15 protein-coding genes are annotated in these 15,222 nt (G+C 65.5%); 14 read left to right on the forward strand and 1 reads right to left on the reverse strand.

From position 1 onward, the window contains the following. Window positions 1-17 precede the first annotated feature (17 nt). From folK to JWQ90_RS06920, 9 genes are all read left to right on the forward strand, one after another. Window positions 18-521 carry a 2-amino-4-hydroxy-6-hydroxymethyldihydropteridine diphosphokinase gene (gene folK / locus JWQ90_RS06880; RefSeq protein ID WP_299691189.1) on the forward strand — a complete coding sequence of 168 codons (504 nt, stop codon included), beginning with the start codon at window positions 18-20 and terminating at the stop codon, window positions 519-521. 17 nt (window positions 522-538) lie between these two features. Then, the gene (locus JWQ90_RS06885) at window positions 539-1,165 is read left to right on the forward strand and encodes a deoxynucleoside kinase (RefSeq protein ID WP_299691192.1); all 627 of its coding nucleotides are present in this window, start codon (window positions 539-541) and stop codon (window positions 1,163-1,165) included. Window positions 1,166-1,204: 39 nt separating this feature from the next. Beyond that, window positions 1,205-2,029: a 3-methyl-2-oxobutanoate hydroxymethyltransferase gene (gene panB, locus JWQ90_RS06890; protein WP_299691195.1), complete on the forward strand. Its 825-nt coding sequence runs from the start codon at window positions 1,205-1,207 to the stop codon at window positions 2,027-2,029. A 15-nt stretch (window positions 2,030-2,044) separates the two neighbouring features. Continuing rightward, window positions 2,045-2,893 carry a pantoate--beta-alanine ligase gene (gene panC, locus JWQ90_RS06895; RefSeq protein WP_299691198.1) on the forward strand — a complete coding sequence of 283 codons (849 nt, stop codon included), beginning with the start codon at window positions 2,045-2,047 and terminating at the stop codon, window positions 2,891-2,893. A gap of 243 nt (window positions 2,894-3,136) precedes the next feature. Beyond that, window positions 3,137-3,517, forward strand: coding sequence for an aspartate 1-decarboxylase (gene panD, locus JWQ90_RS06900; protein WP_299691201.1), 381 nt, complete (start codon window positions 3,137-3,139; stop codon window positions 3,515-3,517). Next, window positions 3,514-4,161, forward strand: coding sequence for a TIGR02466 family protein (locus JWQ90_RS06905; protein WP_299691204.1), 648 nt, complete (start codon window positions 3,514-3,516; stop codon window positions 4,159-4,161). The genes panD and JWQ90_RS06905 overlap by 4 nt, the downstream gene beginning before the upstream one ends. 172 nt (window positions 4,162-4,333) lie before the next feature. After that, the gene (pgi, locus tag JWQ90_RS06910; RefSeq protein ID WP_299691207.1) at window positions 4,334-5,956 is read left to right on the forward strand and encodes a glucose-6-phosphate isomerase; all 1,623 of its coding nucleotides are present in this window, start codon (window positions 4,334-4,336) and stop codon (window positions 5,954-5,956) included. An 85-nt stretch (window positions 5,957-6,041) separates the two neighbouring features. Further along, window positions 6,042-6,428: a PA2779 family protein gene (locus JWQ90_RS06915; RefSeq protein ID WP_299691210.1), complete on the forward strand. Its 387-nt coding sequence runs from the start codon at window positions 6,042-6,044 to the stop codon at window positions 6,426-6,428. Window positions 6,429-6,462: 34 nt separating this feature from the next. Beyond that, window positions 6,463-7,431, forward strand: a complete 969-nt coding sequence (locus JWQ90_RS06920) for a PA2778 family cysteine peptidase (protein WP_299691212.1) — start codon at window positions 6,463-6,465, stop codon at window positions 7,429-7,431. Between the two features lie 63 nt (window positions 7,432-7,494). On the opposite strand, the gene queG is transcribed toward JWQ90_RS06920, so the two are convergent. Beyond that, window positions 7,495-8,568 (reverse strand): tRNA epoxyqueuosine(34) reductase QueG, encoded by a 1,074-nt coding sequence (gene queG / locus JWQ90_RS06925; protein WP_299691215.1) that lies wholly within the window; start codon window positions 8,566-8,568, stop codon window positions 7,495-7,497. A gap of 37 nt (window positions 8,569-8,605) precedes the next feature. Between queG and JWQ90_RS06930 the strand changes: the two genes are divergently transcribed. The 5 genes from JWQ90_RS06930 to JWQ90_RS06950 all read left to right on the forward strand — a co-directional run bounded on the left by JWQ90_RS06930 (window position 8,606) and on the right by JWQ90_RS06950 (window position 15,215). Then, a complete protein-coding gene (locus JWQ90_RS06930; RefSeq protein ID WP_299691218.1) occupies window positions 8,606-10,084 on the forward strand; it encodes an NAD(P)H-hydrate dehydratase in 1,479 nt (492 codons plus the stop codon). After that, complete coding sequence (gene tsaE, locus JWQ90_RS06935) at window positions 10,081-10,557, forward strand: tRNA (adenosine(37)-N6)-threonylcarbamoyltransferase complex ATPase subunit type 1 TsaE (RefSeq protein ID WP_299691221.1); 477 nt, start codon at window positions 10,081-10,083, stop codon at window positions 10,555-10,557. The genes JWQ90_RS06930 and tsaE overlap by 4 nt, the downstream gene beginning before the upstream one ends. 97 nt (window positions 10,558-10,654) lie before the next feature. Next, window positions 10,655-12,001 (forward strand): N-acetylmuramoyl-L-alanine amidase, encoded by a 1,347-nt coding sequence (locus tag JWQ90_RS06940; RefSeq protein ID WP_299691224.1) that lies wholly within the window; start codon window positions 10,655-10,657, stop codon window positions 11,999-12,001. 115 nt (window positions 12,002-12,116) lie between these two features. Continuing rightward, window positions 12,117-13,940, forward strand: a complete 1,824-nt coding sequence (mutL, locus tag JWQ90_RS06945) for a DNA mismatch repair endonuclease MutL (RefSeq protein ID WP_299691227.1) — start codon at window positions 12,117-12,119, stop codon at window positions 13,938-13,940. Window positions 13,941-14,030: 90 nt separating this feature from the next. Then, window positions 14,031-15,215: a YjgN family protein gene (locus tag JWQ90_RS06950; protein ID WP_299691230.1), complete on the forward strand. Its 1,185-nt coding sequence runs from the start codon at window positions 14,031-14,033 to the stop codon at window positions 15,213-15,215. Window positions 15,216-15,222: the final 7 nt, after the last annotated feature.

Raw genomic sequence — 15,222 nt, forward strand, 5'->3', positions numbered from 1 at the left:
CAGGTGGTGTGACGACGATGCCCCAGCCGGCTGTGGTGCCGACGGCCTATGTCGGGCTCGGCAGCAATCTCGACGATCCCGCGCAGCAGATCCGCGATGCGCTGCAGGCGATCGGCCGGATTGCGGGCCTGCGCCTGCTCGCGGTGTCGAGCCTGTATCGTTCGCCGCCGATGGGGCCGCCGGAACAGCCCGAATACTGCAACGCCGTGTGCGCGGTCGAGTGTGGCATCGAGCCGGCGAGCCTGATGAGCCAGCTGCTGGAGATCGAGCGCCAGGCCGGCCGCGTGCGCGGCGGCGAACACTGGGGCCCGCGGCGCATCGATCTGGATCTGCTGCATATCGAGGGCGTGCGTTCGGCCACCGCGGGTTTGCGCCTGCCGCATCCGGGCATCGCCAGGCGTAATTTCGTGGTGGCGCCGCTGGCCGAGATCGCACCGCTGCTCGAGATTCCTGGCGTCGGCCGGGTTGCCGAACTCGCGGCGCGCATCCCGCGCGACGACCTGTCGATGTGGCTTACCTGAGGTCCGCGGGTATCGCGATGTATGTAGCGATCGAAGGGCCGATCGGTGCCGGCAAGACTTCGCTGGCGCAACGGCTTTCGCGGAGTCTCGATGCGCGCCTGCTGCTGGAAAAGCCTGAGGCGAACCCGTTTCTGCCGCGCTTTTATCGCGATCCCGCGCGCGTTGCGCTGCCGACCCAGCTGACGTTCCTGATGCAGCGGGCAGGGCAGGCCGAGGAGCTGCAACAGGGCGATCTGTTCTCGCACAATTGGGTTGCCGATTTCACCTTCGACAAGGACCGGCTGTTTGCCGAGCTGACTTTGTCGCGCGTCGATTTCGAGCTGTATTCGAGAGTCTTCGAGCGCCTGGCGATGGACGTGCCGGCGCCGGACTGCATCATCCACCTGCAGGCACCGCTGAGCACGCTGCTGCAGCGGATCGAGAAGCGCGGCCGCGGCTACGAGGCCGGTATCGACCCGGAATATCTGGCCCGGCTTGCCGATGCCTATGGCCGCTGGTTCATCACAGCGCGCGCCGCGCGGCTGATCGAGGTCGATACCGGGAGTCTTGATCTGCTCGGCGACGATGCGCACTATCAATTGCTGCTCGACGCGCTGGCCGGCGATGCGCCGCGCCAGCGGTTGCCGGCGATGTCTTTGGTATAGTCGCGCCGCCTTCATCCCCCCGGCCTCGAGTGCGATCCCATGGAGCCTGAAAAAAACCTCAAGCCGGTGAACATCGTCGAGCTGCGCGCGATGCGCAGCCGCGGCGAAAAGATCGCCAGCCTGACCTGCTACGACGCGAGCTTCGCGCTGGTGCAGGACCGCGCCGGTGTCGACTTCATCCTGATCGGCGATTCACTGGGCATGGTGCTCCACGGCGGCAATACGACGACGCCGGTCACGGTCTCGGACATCGTCTATCACGCGCGCTGTGTCGCGCCGCATCTGAAGCGGGCGTTCCTGGTTGCCGACCTGCCTTTCCTGTCGTACGCGACCCTGGATCGGGCGCTGGATTCGTCGCAGCGGCTGATGCAGGAAGGCGGCGCCAAGATGGTCAAGCTCGAGGGTGGACGCGAGCAGGCGAGCATCGTGGAATACCTGGCGGTGCGCGGCGTCCCGGTCTGCGCGCACCTCGGCCTGCAGCCGCAGTTCGTGCACAAGATGGGGGCCTTCAAAGTGCAGGGCCGCGACGAGGCCGCCGCCGAGGCGATGCTGCACGACGCGCACGTGCTGGTCGAGGCCGGTGCCGACCTGCTGCTGCTGGAATGCATCCCGTCCGAACTCGGCAGGCGCATCACCGAAGCCAGCCCGGTGCCGGTGATCGGCATCGGCGCGGGGCCTGCGGTCGACGGCCAGATTCTGGTGATGCACGACATCCTGCATATCTCGCCGATGGTCACGCTCGGCCGTACGCCGCGCTTCGTCAAGAACTTCATGGCGGGCGCGCTGGACATCGAATCTGCGTTCCGCGCCTACGTTGCCGAGGTGAAGTCGGGCGCCTATCCGGCTCCGGCTCACTGTTTCTGAGCGAGTAGTAGCCGCATGCGTCTGGTGCACACGGTGGCCGAAGTGCGGCGCGAAATCGCCGCCTGGCGTGCGAACGGCGAATCGGTCGGTTTTGTCGCGACCATGGGCAACCTGCATGCGGGGCATCTGGACCTGGTCGCTGAAGCCAAGGCCAAGACCGACCGGGTCGTCGCCAGCATCTTCGTCAATCCGCTGCAGTTCGGGCCGAACGAGGATTTCGACCGGTATCCGCGCACCTTGCCGGACGACTGCGCGCGGCTCGATCCGGCCGGCTGCGACCTGGTGTTCGCGCCCAGTGTCGACGAGATGTACCCCCGCGGCCGCTCGAACATCGCCCAGGTTTCGGTGCCGGGGATATCAGGGCTGCTGGAAGGCGAGTTCCGCCCCGGTTTCTTCGAAGGTGTCGCCACGGTTGTCAGTATTCTGTTCCACATCGTGCAGCCGGATTTCGCGATGTTCGGCCGCAAGGACTATCAGCAGTTCATGGTGATCCGGAGGATGGTCGCCGAGTTGCATATGCCGCTGCAGGTCGTCGGCGTGGCGACGCGCCGCGAGCCGGACGGCCTGGCGATGTCGTCGCGCAACCAGTATCTGAACCAGAGCGAGCGCCCGGTGGCGCCGGGCCTGTTCCGTGCGCTGTCGGCGGTGGCGCAGCGTCTGCGCACCGGTTCGCGGGATTTCCAGGCCCTGGAAGACGAGGCCAAAAAGCTGCTCGAGCACCAGGGCTTCAAGCCGCAATACCTGGCAATCCGGGATCCCGACGACCTCGGCGCTCCCCGGGCCGGCGGCCGCGGTTGGGTGCTGCTGGTGGCCGCTCATCTGGGCCGCACGCGGCTGATCGACAACCTCGAAGTGGCGGCCTGAACCGGAGGTCGGTTGCCGCCGTTCCGGGGGCTGTCTTTACTTATTACAAAATGGTTGCCGCTCACCATACGTGCGGATACACTCGCGGCCGGTTCCGGCACCTACACGATTCTGACCGATCATGTTGTGACCGTCGCCCGGGTGCATGTCTTTTTGGGCCGCCCGCTTCCGCCGCAAACTTGATCTCCGGGTGCATGTCTTGGTGGGCCACCCAGGAATCGCAAGCCAGTTGGACTAAAACCCATGCAACTGACGATGCTCAAGTGCAAGCTCCATCGTGCGCGCGTCACGCACGCCGAGCTCGACTACGACGGATCCTGCGCGATTGATTCCCGCCTGCTGGACCTGGCGGGACTGCTCGAATTCGAGCAGATCCAGATCTATAACATCAACAATGGCGAGCGCTTTACGACCTATGCGATCCGAGCCGAGGCGGGCTCCGGCATCATCTCGGTGAACGGCGCCGCGGCCCACAAGGCCCGCGTCGGTGATCGCGTGATCATCTGCGCTTACGGCGAGATGGAAGAGGGCGCGGCTCGCGTCTTCAAGCCGCGCCTGGTCTATTGCGACGAGACCAACCGCGTCGTGCGCACAACGAACACGATCCCGGTCCAGGCGGCTTGAGTCGCCGCTCCGGGCGTGGCGATAGCCGCGTCCAGGCCTGGTTTCCGACGCTGATCTACCAGGCGCCGCTTTCCTCTGGAAGCGCCGCCCTGGCCTTGAACCGTGAGCTGCTGCGGGAAGCGGTGCAGCTGCGCGACTTCGACCGCGCCGGCCGCAACTGGTCGCAGGCCAACTATCACGGCGGCTATACCAGTTATGGCTCGATGGACCGCCTGCACCAGTTCTCGTCGACCTTCGATCAACTGCGCCGCAAGCTCGACACGCATGTGCGCCGCTACGCGAAATCCCTGCACTGGGAACTCGGCGGCCGCAGCCTGGAGATGACCGACTGCTGGCTCAACATCATGCCGCAGGGGAGCGCGCATTCCTTCCATCTGCATCCGCAGTCGGCGGTCAGCGGCACTTACTACGTGAAGACGCCGCGCGGCTGCCCGGGTTTGAAGTTCGAAGATCCGCGCCTGTCGCAGATGATGGCGGCACCGCCGCGCAGCGCCGATACGGTGCCCGAGCAGCGCCCGCACATCGTTTATCCGGCCAAGGCCGGTGAGCTGATCCTGTTCGAAAGCTGGCTGCGCCACGAAGTGCCGCCGAACCCGGTCGCGGCCGAGCGCATCAGCATCAGCTTCAATTATCACTGGATGTAAGTCGAGCGCCACGAGCCCGTAGGTCGGCAATCCTTTGCCGACGTGAGACGGTGATTGCGCATCGGAGCGCGCACGTCGGCAAAGGATTGCCGACCTACATTTTTTTGAGCGTGGCGGTCGGTATTCAAGAAAACCCGGCTAAGCTTGGGGCGACGAACCTAAAGTCCCTCCCATGTCGCTGACTCAGACTTCCGCCTGGCAGAACCTGGCCGCACTGGCCGTAGCCTTTCGCAAAAAAACCCTGGTCGAGTTGTTCGACGCCGATCCGGGGCGGGCGACGAGGTTCGCGGCCGAGGCCTGCGGGGTCTACCTGGACTATTCCAAGCAGCGTATCGACGCCGAGGTGCTGGCGGCGCTGCAGCGGCTGGCGCAGCAGCAGGATCTGAGCGGCCGCGTCGCGGCGATGATGTCGGGCGAGCGCATCAACCCGACCGAACACCGCGCGGTGCTGCACACCGCTCTGCGCGCGCCCAAGGGCTACGGCAAGGTCGTCGTCGATGGCCAGGACGTCAACGTCAACGTGCACCGCGTGCTCGACCGGATGGCGGAGTTCGCGAGCCGCGTTCGCGACGGGCGGCATCGCAGTGCCACCGGCGAGCTGTTTAGCCATGTCGTCAACATCGGCATCGGTGGATCGGACCTCGGCCCGCGCATGGTCAACGAGGCCCTGATCGATTTCTGCGACGGCCCGCGCACGCATTACGTGGCCAATGTCGACGGCGCGCAGCTGGCCGCCGTGCTGGCCGATCTCGAGCCGGCCAGCACGCTGTTCATCGTCACCTCCAAGACTTTCACCACGTTGGAGACGATGGCCAACGCCGGCGCCGCGCGGCGCTGGCTGGTGCGCGCGCTTGGCGAGAGCGCGGTGTCGCAGCACTTCATCGCGGTATCGACCAACGCCGCCGAGGTCCGGCGTTTCGGCATCGATCCCGCCAGGATGTTCGAATTCTGGGACTGGGTCGGCGGCCGCTATTCGGTCTGGTCGGCGGTCGGCCTGTCGCTGATGCTGGCGCTGGGTCCGCAGCGCTTTCGCGAGTGGCTGGACGGCGCGCATGCAATGGACCGGCATTTCTGCGAGACCGTTCCGGCGTCCAATCTGCCGGTGCTGATGGCATTGCTGGCGGTGTGGAACCGCAACTTTCTCGACTCGCCGACCCAGGTCGTCGCGCCGTATGCGCAGAACCTCGAGCACTTCGTGCACTGGCTGCAGCAGCTGGAGATGGAATCCAACGGCAAGCGCGTGCATCGAGATGGATCTCCGCTTGCGGTATCGACGACGCCGGCGCTCTGGGGCGATGTCGGCACCAACGGCCAGCACGCGTTCTTCCAGATGCTGCACCAGGGCAGTGACGTACACCCGGTCGACTTCATCCTGCCGGTGCGCGCAACCCATCCCTGGCCCGAGCAGCAGCAGATGCTGATCGCGAATTGCCTGGCGCAGAGCGCCGCGCTGATGCGGGGCAAGTCCGCCGACGAGGTGCGTGCCGAGTTATCCGTCAAGCTGTCGGGCAGCGAACTGGAGCAGGCGATTCCGCACCGGGTTTTCCCTGGCAACCGGCCCAGCAGCACGCTGCTGGTACAGCGGCTCGATCCCTATCACCTTGGCGCCTTGATGGCCTTGTACGAGCACCGCACGTTCGTACTGTCGCTGCTGTGGGACATCAACGCCTTCGACCAATGGGGCGTCGAGCTCGGCAAGAGCCTGGCGCAAACCGTGCTCAAGGCCATGAACGGAGAAGAAGTTTTGCTGGACGCCTCCACGCGCGAGTTGCTGAACAAGAGCTTAACCTACTGATATAAAACAAATAGTTGTACTTCATGAAAAATAGAGGCTAGGATTTCCTTGACATTTACAGCCACGATTTTGAAGGGAGTGTTCTATGGGCAATAAACGGAGTTTGATCAGCGGCGTCGTCATTGCGGCGATGCTCGCAGTGTCCTCGTGGGTGCCGGCGAATGCGGCAATGGTCTCCACCGAGCAACTGGTCAACGCGGATGCAGGTCACGTTCGCGAAGCGCGTGTTGCGCAGATCCAGGGTTTCCTGGCCCGGGCCGACGTCAAGCAGCAGCTGGTTGCCTGGGGCGTTGCTCCCGATGTGGCCGACGCCCGCGTCGCCAAGCTCAGTGACTCCGAACTCGAGCAGCTGGCGATGAACATCGATCAGCAGCCGGCCGGCGCCGGTTTGATCTGGGTCGTAGGCCTGGTGTTCATCATCCTGATCGTGCTCGAACTGGTGGGCGTGACTCACATCTTCTCGCGCTTCTGAAAAGGAGTTTTTGAAGATCGGATCAAAGCGGTCGATGAACCAACGGCGAGCCTTCGGGCTCGCCGTTTTGTTTGCCTGCGTGCTGGGTGCGACGGGTTGTGCACTGAGCCCGCAACTTGGCAAGCTTCCCTTGGGTCCGGTGACCGCTCAGCCGAAGCTCGAGCTGACGGAAACCCCATTTTTCCCGCAGGAAATCCATCAATGCGGTCCTGCCGCATTGGCGACCGTACTGAATGCCGATCATGTTCCGGTGACGCCTGATGCGCTCGCCAGCGAGATTTATATTCCCGGCCGCGAAGGTGCGCTGCAGGCGGAACTGCTGGCTGCGGTGCGCACGCACCAGCGCGTCGCGGTGCGGCTTGCGCCGCGGTTGGAGGCGCTGCTGTCGCCGCTAAGCGAACAGCGTCCGGTGCTGTTGCTGCAGAATCTCGGTTTGAAAAGCCTGCCGGCTTGGCATTACGCGGTCATCGTCGGCTGGGACGCCAGTGCCAACGAAATCATTCTGCGTTCTGGCTCGAAGAAACGTGAACGCCTGTCGCTCGCGCGCTTTCTGCAGACCTGGGATCTCGGCGAGCGCTGGGCCGTCGTGATCGCCGACCCGACGGCACCGCCGCCGATCGCCGTGACCGCACACGACTGGATCGCGGCGGTCGCGCCGCTGGAAGCCCTGAAGCAGAACGATCGTGCGCTGACGGCCTACGAATCGGCGGCGCAGCGCTGGCCGGGCGACGCGCTGGTCTGGCAGGCGCTCGCGAATGCGCGATATGCACAGCGTGATTTATCCGGCGCCGAAAAAGCGCTCGATGCAGCGGTGGCGATCGACGCCGATCCAGCGGCCTTGAACAATCTGGCTCAGGTGAGGATCGAGCGCGGCTGTCGTGCGGATGCGCTGGCGGCGCTGGACCAGATTGCCGAAGTGCCGCCGACGTTGGCGGCAACAATTGCCGACACACGTACGGCGGCGGTGGCATTGCCGGCGGGTAGCGACGCGGTTTGCCGGTAGGTAGGTTGGGGTGAGCATCGCGAACCCCAACATCGGCGCGGAACCCGTTGGGGTTCGCTGCGCTCACCCCAACCTACATGTCTGCCGCTCCAAAGCCCAGGCCACATGCTCGCGCACGAACTCGTCATCGAAGTCCGCGCGTGACTGTAGGGCTGAAACTGTCGCCGCGCTATGCGGTGCATTGCCCAGCGCGACTGCGATGTTCCTGAGCCAGCGCGGATAGCCCGCGCGGCGTAGCGCCATGCCTTCAGTTTTGGCGAGCCATTGGTCTTCGGTCCACGAAAATAGTCCGATCAGCGTCGCTGAATCCAGGCTGTGGCGCGGCGCGAAGTCCGGCTCTTCGCTGAGCCGCGCGTAACGATTCCATGGGCATACCAGCTGGCAGTCATCGCAGCCGAAAATGCGATTGCCGATCAGCGGGCGCAGTTCTTCTGGAATTGCACCGTGATGCTCGATGGTCAGGTAGGAAATGCAGCGGCGCGCATCGAGCCGGTACGGCGCGGTGAAAGCCTGGGTCGGGCAGATGTCCAGGCAGGCGCTGCAGCTGCCGCAGAGATCGGCGACCGCTTCGCTGGCCGACGGCGGCAACATCAGGTCGGTATAGATTTCGCCTAGGAAAAACAGCGAGCCGGCCTGACGGTTCAGCAGCAGTGTGTTTTTGCCGATCCAGCCGAGCCGGGCGTTGCGCGCCAGCGCTTTTTCCAGCGCCGGCGCGCTGTCGGTGAGCACGCGATAGCCGTGCTCTCCAATGGCGGCATCGAGCCGCTTGCCGAGCTTGAGCAGGCGGCCTCGCATCGTGCGGTGATAGTCGCGGCCCAGCGCATAGCGCGCGATGTAGGCCGCGTTACCATCGGCCAGCTGATCTCGCGCCGCTTCGAGCGAGCCGGCGCGATAGTCCATGCGCAGGCTGATCACGCTCAGCGTGCCCGGACGCAGTAGCCGTGGGTCGGCGCGCTGCGCCGGATCGCGCGCCATGTAGTCCATGCCGCCGTGATCGCCGCGTTCCAGCCAGTGGTGCAGATGCGCCAGATCCTCGCCCAGATCCAGATGCGCCACGCCGGCGTCGGCAAAGCCCAGTTCGCGTGCCCACAGTCGAATGTCTTCGACCAGGGAGGGCAGGGAATCCGCGGCTATCATGTTGGGCGAGAATCGGGCATCACAGAGGATGGCTGCCGTGAGCGAGGGTCGAGAACAGAACCGGAACCAGCGCCGATTGTATTCGGCGGCGCAGGTGCGCGAGATCGATCGTGTCGCGATCGATGGCCGCACCGATGCCGGTTACGCGCTGATGCAGCGCGCAGCGGCCGCGGCCTGGCGGGCGCTGTGCGAGCGCAAGCCGGATGCGTCGCGGATCGACATCGTCTGCGGGCCAGGCAACAACGGCGGAGACGGGTACGAGATCGCGACGCTGGCGAAGCACGCCGGCTGCGAGGTGCGCGTATGGGCGATCGGCGAACCTGCCCCGGGCACCGAGGCCGCACTGGCCCGCGCCGCCTGGCGCCTGCTCGGCACGGTGCATCCGTATGCGCCGGGCGCGCTCGTTGGTGCGAGCCTGATCGTCGACGCGCTCTACGGCACCGGCCTGTCGCGGCCGCCGGTGCATGCGGCGGCTGCGGCGATCGCCGAGATCCGCGCCAGTGGCGCCTGGGTGCTCGCGGTCGATGTGCCCAGCGGGCTCGCCGCCGACACCGGCCAGCCCTTGGGGCAGGCGGTCCGGGCGGATCTGACGGTCAGCTTCATCGGCCGCAAGTTCGGGCTGTATACCGGGCAGGGGCCGGAGCACGCGGGCGAACGCGGGTTCGACGATCTGGGTGTCGTTCCCGACCCAGGCATTGCGTCGCTGGCGCAGCTGCTTGACGCCGGCGATCTGCACGCGGCGCTGCCGAGGCGCCCCCGCGGCGCGCACAAGGGCAGCAATGGTTTCGCGCTGCTGATCGGCGGCGATACCGGTTTTGCCGGTGCGATCCTGCTCGCGGCGCGCGCCGCCCTGCGCACCGGCGCGGGCCTGGTCGCAGTCGCGACTCGCACCGAACAGGCCGGCACGCTCGCAGCTGCGCAGCCCGAAGCGATGTTCCGCGGTGTCGCCGATGCCGGCGAATTGAAGCCTCTGCTGGAAAAAGCCGGCGTCATCGCGATCGGCCCCGGCCTCGGCCAAAATCAATGGGGCCGCGATCTGTGGCAGGCGGTGCTGCAGACCGATCTGCCGCTGGTGGTGGACGCGGACGCGCTGAACCTGCTGGCGGAGGCGCCGAGCCGGCGCGGCAACTGGGTGTTGACGCCGCATCCTGGGGAAGCAGCGCGCCTGCTCGGCTGCGACGTGAAGACAATCGAGGCCGACCGCCTCGCCGCGACCCGCGCGCTGGTCGCGCGCTACGGCGGCTGCGTCATTCTGAAGGGTGCCGGCAGCCTCATCGGTGGTCGCGAAATGGCGGTCTGCCCCTACGGCAATCCAGGTATGGCCAGCGGCGGCATGGGCGATACCCTGACCGGGATCGTTGCCGCCCTGCTCGCGCAGGGGCTGCCGCTGGAAGACGCGGCGCGTATTGGTGTGCTGGTGCACGCACGCGCCGGCGACCTGGCGGCCCGTGGCGGAGAACGCGGGCTTTTGCCGAGCGATCTGATCGAAGCCCTGCGTGATGTGGTCAATCCATGAGCCTGGCCTCGATCCGATCCGGAGAGCGTTTTCTGGCCGATGCCGAGGCCACCGCCGCATTCGGCCGCGAGTTGGCGGTAGCGCTGCGCGAACAGCGCGGCGCGGTGATTCATCTGCGCGGCACGCTCGGCGCCGGCAAGACCACGCTGGCCCGCGAACTGCTGCGCGCGCTTGGTGTGACCGGCACGATCCGCAGTCCGACCTACACGCTGATGGAGCCTTACGAGCTGCCGGACCGGCGTGTGCTGCACATGGATCTTTACCGAATCGAGGCCTCCGACCTGGACCAGCTCGGCCTGGACGACTATCCGCCGGAAGAGACGCTGTGGCTGGTGGAATGGCCGGAAAAAGGCGGTGCCGGCGTGCCACGGGCGGACCTCGACCTGCTGCTGGAGCCGGCGGGCGAGGGGCGTAAATTGCAGATTTCGACCCGCTCGCCACCGGCTTCTGGCAATTCACCAGACTTCACATGAGGTATTGACGCTATCTCACTGTGAATAAAGAAAGATAGTTCTTGCTTCAGGTAAATTATCAAGCTATCTTGGCCGCGTTCCGACTGTGGGAGCGGTCATGCGCTCGATTGTTTTTTTGCTGCTGGTCCTGGTGCTGCCGTTGGCGACGGCGGCAGAACTGCGCGACCTGCGCGTTTGGGACGGCCCCGAGAGCACCCGCGTGGTGTTCGACCTGAGCGCCGCGGCCGAGCACAAGCTGTTCACGCTCTCCAATCCCGATCGCATCGTCATCGACATCTCGGGCCTGAGTAAGGCCAGCGCCGCGATCGTGGCGCGCGCCGACGCCAAGGGCCTGGTGCGCAAGCTGCGCGCCGGGCCGCGCGACGACGGCTCGCTGCGCGTGGTGCTCGATGTCAGCGGTTCGGTCATGCCCAAGAGCTTCGAGATGCCGGCGAGCGCGCAGTACGGCAGCCGGCTGATCGTCGAGCTGTACGGGCCGACGCCGACACTCGACCAAATCAGCGCGAAATCCGATGCCGCAAGCAGCGTGGCGACGCCGACGCTCAAGTCCGACCTGTCGCAGCTGCCGGCCGTTGTCGCGGACAATACCCCTGTATTGCCGGCGCGCTCCAAGCTGCCGCCGGCCGAAGACATCCGGCTCGCACCCAGCATTTCGTTCGCCGAGAAGCCGATCGTGATCGCGGTCGACGCCGGCCACGGCGGCGAAGATCCGGGCGCGATCGGCCGCGGCGGCCTGCAGGAAAAGAACGCGTCGCTGGCGATGGCGCGCCGTCTGGCCAATTTGATCAACCAGCAGCCCGGCATGAAGGCCGTGCTGACGCGTGACGGCGACTATTTCATCGATCTGCGCGAGCGCACCGTCCGCGCGCGCAAGGCGCAGGCCGACATGTTCGTTTCGATCCACTGCAATGCGTACAAGGACCGCAGCCTGCGCGGCAGCGCGGTTTACGTGCTGTCCGATCGCGGCGCGACCAACGAGCAGGCGCGCTGGCTGGCGCACAAGGAAAATTCCGCCGACCTGGTCGGCGGCCTCGACCTCGGCGCCAAGGACAACGAACTCGCCGCGGTGCTGATCGATCTGTCGCAGGCCTCGTCGATGGAGGCGAGCTTCGACGTCGGCAGCCGCGTGCTGCAGTCCTTGAGCCGGGTCAATCCTCTGCAGAAGCCGATCGTGCAGCAGGCCGGCTTCATGGTGCTGAAGTCGCCGGACATCCCCTCGCTGCTGGTCGAGACCGCGTTCATCACCAACGACCAGGATGAGAAACTGCTGGGCGATGCGAGCTACCACGACAAGATCGCGCGCTCGGTGCTGGATGGCATCCAGGGCTATTTCAAGAGCTATCGTCCGCACCAGCAACAGCAGTTGGCCGAAGACCGGCCACGGCTGCAGAAGGTGTCTTCGACGAGCAAGACCGCGAGCCGGTCCCGCGGGCTCACCGACTGAGTCCTGCCGGCTGTTAACGGCAATCCAGCATTTTACAGGTCAAAACGCCCCGCCAGCCGGGGCGTTTTGACCTGTGCTGTATCCTTGCGGCGCACCTTTTTTCGAGCCGTAATCCGTGCCGATCCGCCTGCTCCCCGATACGCTGGTCAACCAGATCAAGGCTGGTGAAGTTGTCGAACGTCCGGCGGCCGTGATCAAGGAGCTGGTCGAGAACGCGCTCGACGCCGGTGCCACGCGCATCGAGGTCGAGGCAGAGCAGGGCGGCCTGGGCCTGATCCGGGTCCGCGACGACGGCCATGGCATCGCGCGCGACGAGCTCGCTCTGGCGCTGGAGCGCCACGCCACCAGCAAGATCCAGAGCCTCGACGATCTCGAAGGTGTCGCCAGCCTGGGTTTTCGTGGCGAGGCGCTGCCGAGCATCCTGTCGGTGTCGCGGCTGAGCTTGAGTTCGCGCCGCGCCGAGGATGCGCACGGCTGGCTGGTGAAGGGCGAGGGCGTCCTGCGTGATCGCGAACCGCAGCCCGCGCCGCTGGCCGGCGGCACCGTCGTCGAAGTGCAGGATCTGTTCTTCAACACGCCGGCGCGGCGCAAGTTCCTGAAGAGCGAGAGCACCGAGTTCCGGCATATCGATGTGGCGCTGAGGCGCCTGGCGCTGGCGCGTCGCGATGTCGCTTTCAGCTGGAAGAACAATGGTAAACGCGTGCACGACCTGCGAGCGCTGGGCGTGCAGACCAGCGGTGAAGAGCGCGTGCGCGAAGTCTGCGGCGCCGATTTCATCACCAACGCGCTGTACATCGACGAAGAACGCGGCGGCATGCGGCTGCATGGCTGGGTCGGGCTGCCGAGCTTTTCGCGCTCGCAGGCCGATTTGCAGTACCTGTACGTCAACGGCCGCGCGGTACGCGATCGTCTGCTTGGCGCTGCGCTGCGCCGTGCGTTTGCCGACGTGCTGCATTCGACGCGATATCCGGCTTTCGTGCTGTATCTGGAAATCGACCCGCGCGGTGTCGACGTCAACGTGCATCCACAGAAAACCGAGGTGCGCTTCCGCGATTCCGCGCGAGTGCACGAGCTGCTGTTCGGCGCCGTGCATCGCGCGCTGCGCGAAGTGCGGCCCGATCCGGATCAGCATCACCGCATCGGCAGCGCCGATTTCGGCGGCTCATCGCCGAGCGGGCTGACGACACAGTCGCGCCTGGACTACACGATGGCGCCGTCGTCGCGACCCTGGCATGTCGCCGAACCCGGCGGCGCGCGGAGTATCGCCGACACCGGCTGGCCCTTGCTGACGACTCCAGCTGCGGCGACATCGGAGTTGCCTCAGCCGCACCACGGCGTCGCCGACTTCGTACGCGGCGAAGGCCCGCTCGGCCAGGCGATTGCGCAGCTTCACGGCATCTTCATCGTCGCGCAGAACGAGCGCGGCATGATCCTGGTCGATGCGCATGCGGCGCACGAGCGCGTGCTCTACGAGCGTCTGAAGCGCCAGCTCGCCGAAGGCAGTATTCCGTCGCAGCAACTGCTGGTGCCAACGATGCTGAAGCTGGCCGATGACCAGGTGGAGGCACTGGAGTCGCGGCGCGAAGCGCTGCGCCAGTTCGGTCTTGAGTTCGATCGCATCGGCCCGAACTCGGTCGCGCTGCGCGCCGTGCCGCCGCTGCTGGCCGGAGGCGATCTGGAGGCCCTGTTGCGCAGCCTGCTCGACGACGAGAGCGAGGCCCATGTCGACGAGGTGCTGAACGCTCAGGAGCGCGTGCTCGCGGAGATGGCGTGCAAGGCCGCGATCAAGGCGCACCGCGTGCTCAACCTGCATGAAATGAATGCGCTGCTGCGCGACATGGAGCGCACCGAATTCGCCAACCAGTGCAACCACGGCCGCCCGACCTGGGTGCAGCTCGAGATGCACGAGCTGGATCGGCTGTTCCTTCGCGGGCGTTAGCCCGCCCAGAGGAATTGAGACCCAGCGCATAGCGCCCGTTTTTTTCCTCGTTAGACTCGTGAAACATTGAAAGCCGGGGGGCTTGCTCTAATGGAATCCGAAACGCTGCCGACATCACTGTCCGAACCCGTCATCGCGCTGGCGCCGCCGCCCGCGCCGGAGCGGTTCCGCTTTACCGGCGACGGTGGTGAGTACTTTCGAATCTGGATCGTCAACATCGCGCTGACGATCCTGACACTCGGCATCTATTCCGCCTGGGCCAAGGTCCGTCGCCTGCAGTATTTCTATCGGCACACCGAAGTCGCGGGCTCGAGCTTCGACTATCACGGCAAGCCCTTGGCTATCCTTTACGGGCGGATCGTCGCGCTGGCGATGCTGCTGATCTACCAGGCCTGCAACCACATATCGATGGTCACCGCCTTCATCGGCTTGATCGTGCTGTGCGCGGTGCTGCCGTGGCTGCTGCGTAACTCGTTCCGCTTCCGCATGCGCTATTCGAGCTATCGTGGGCTGCGTTTTTCGTTCCGCGCCTCGAACGCCGATGCCTATGCGACGTTTCTGCCGTTCGGGCTGTTCGCGCTGATATTCCTGGGTCTCGGCGCCTGGGCTTTCAACGGCGAAATAGCACGCGACCCTGATGCGATGGACAAGAGCAAGGCCATCGCTTTCGCGGCCGGTGCGGGCTTCATCAGCCTGATCTATGCCTTGCTGATACCGCTGCTGTATCAGCGGCTTAAGCAGTTCCAGCACGGCAAGGCCTGGTTCGGGCAGACGCCGTTCTCGTTCTCGGCGACGCCGCGACCGTTCTACGCGATCTACGGTCGCGCGGCACTGGCGATGGTGGGCATCGTCGTGCTGATTTTCGCGCTGATGATAGGCGGATCGATGCTGGGCAAGGCGATGGGGCAGAGTGTCGGGGTATTCGTGTTGATCGTACCGGTCTACCTGCTGGCGTTCGCGGCCCTGGCCGCGTATGTCGCGGCGCGGCTGGGCAACCTGGTATGGAACTCGACCATGCTCGGCGAGCATCGCTTGGAGAGTACGCTGGCCGTCAAACCCCTGATGTGGATCCAGATCAGCAACTTGCTGCTGGTGCTGGTGACGGTGGGTTTCTACCTGCCCTGGGCGATGGTCAGGCTCGCGCGCTATCGCGCGGAAAATCTGTCGCTGGTTCCCGCAGCGCCGCTGGAAGATTTTCTCGCGAGCAGTGAAGGCGATGTCGGAGCCGTCGGCGAAGAAACCATGGACATGTTCGACTTCGACATCGGACTGTGAGCGCCGC

Source organism: Hydrocarboniphaga sp. (assembly GCF_028291725.1).
Lineage (GTDB): Bacteria > Pseudomonadota > Gammaproteobacteria > Nevskiales > Nevskiaceae > Hydrocarboniphaga.

What these genes read in the sequence shown, in the direction of transcription:
- JWQ90_RS06920 (WP_299691212.1), top strand. Translation starts at nt 6,463, where the DNA reads ATGAACCAACGGCGAGCCTTCGGGCTCGCCGTTTTGTTTGCCTGCGTG.
- panD (WP_299691201.1), top strand. Translation starts at nt 3,137, where the DNA reads ATGCAACTGACGATGCTCAAGTGCAAGCTCCATCGTGCGCGCGTCACG.
- JWQ90_RS06885 (WP_299691192.1), top strand. Translation starts at nt 539, where the DNA reads ATGTATGTAGCGATCGAAGGGCCGATCGGTGCCGGCAAGACTTCGCTG.
- JWQ90_RS06940 (WP_299691224.1), top strand. Translation starts at nt 10,655, where the DNA reads ATGCGCTCGATTGTTTTTTTGCTGCTGGTCCTGGTGCTGCCGTTGGCG.
- panB (WP_299691195.1), top strand. Translation starts at nt 1,205, where the DNA reads ATGGAGCCTGAAAAAAACCTCAAGCCGGTGAACATCGTCGAGCTGCGC.
- JWQ90_RS06915 (WP_299691210.1), top strand. Translation starts at nt 6,042, where the DNA reads ATGGGCAATAAACGGAGTTTGATCAGCGGCGTCGTCATTGCGGCGATG.
- panC (WP_299691198.1), top strand. Translation starts at nt 2,045, where the DNA reads ATGCGTCTGGTGCACACGGTGGCCGAAGTGCGGCGCGAAATCGCCGCC.
- folK (WP_299691189.1), top strand. Translation starts at nt 18, where the DNA reads ATGCCCCAGCCGGCTGTGGTGCCGACGGCCTATGTCGGGCTCGGCAGC.
- queG (WP_299691215.1), bottom strand. Translation starts at nt 8,568, where the DNA reads ATGATAGCCGCGGATTCCCTGCCCTCCCTGGTCGAAGACATTCGACTG.
- tsaE (WP_299691221.1), top strand. Translation starts at nt 10,081, where the DNA reads ATGAGCCTGGCCTCGATCCGATCCGGAGAGCGTTTTCTGGCCGATGCC.
- JWQ90_RS06950 (WP_299691230.1), top strand. Translation starts at nt 14,031, where the DNA reads ATGGAATCCGAAACGCTGCCGACATCACTGTCCGAACCCGTCATCGCG.
- pgi (WP_299691207.1), top strand. Translation starts at nt 4,334, where the DNA reads ATGTCGCTGACTCAGACTTCCGCCTGGCAGAACCTGGCCGCACTGGCC.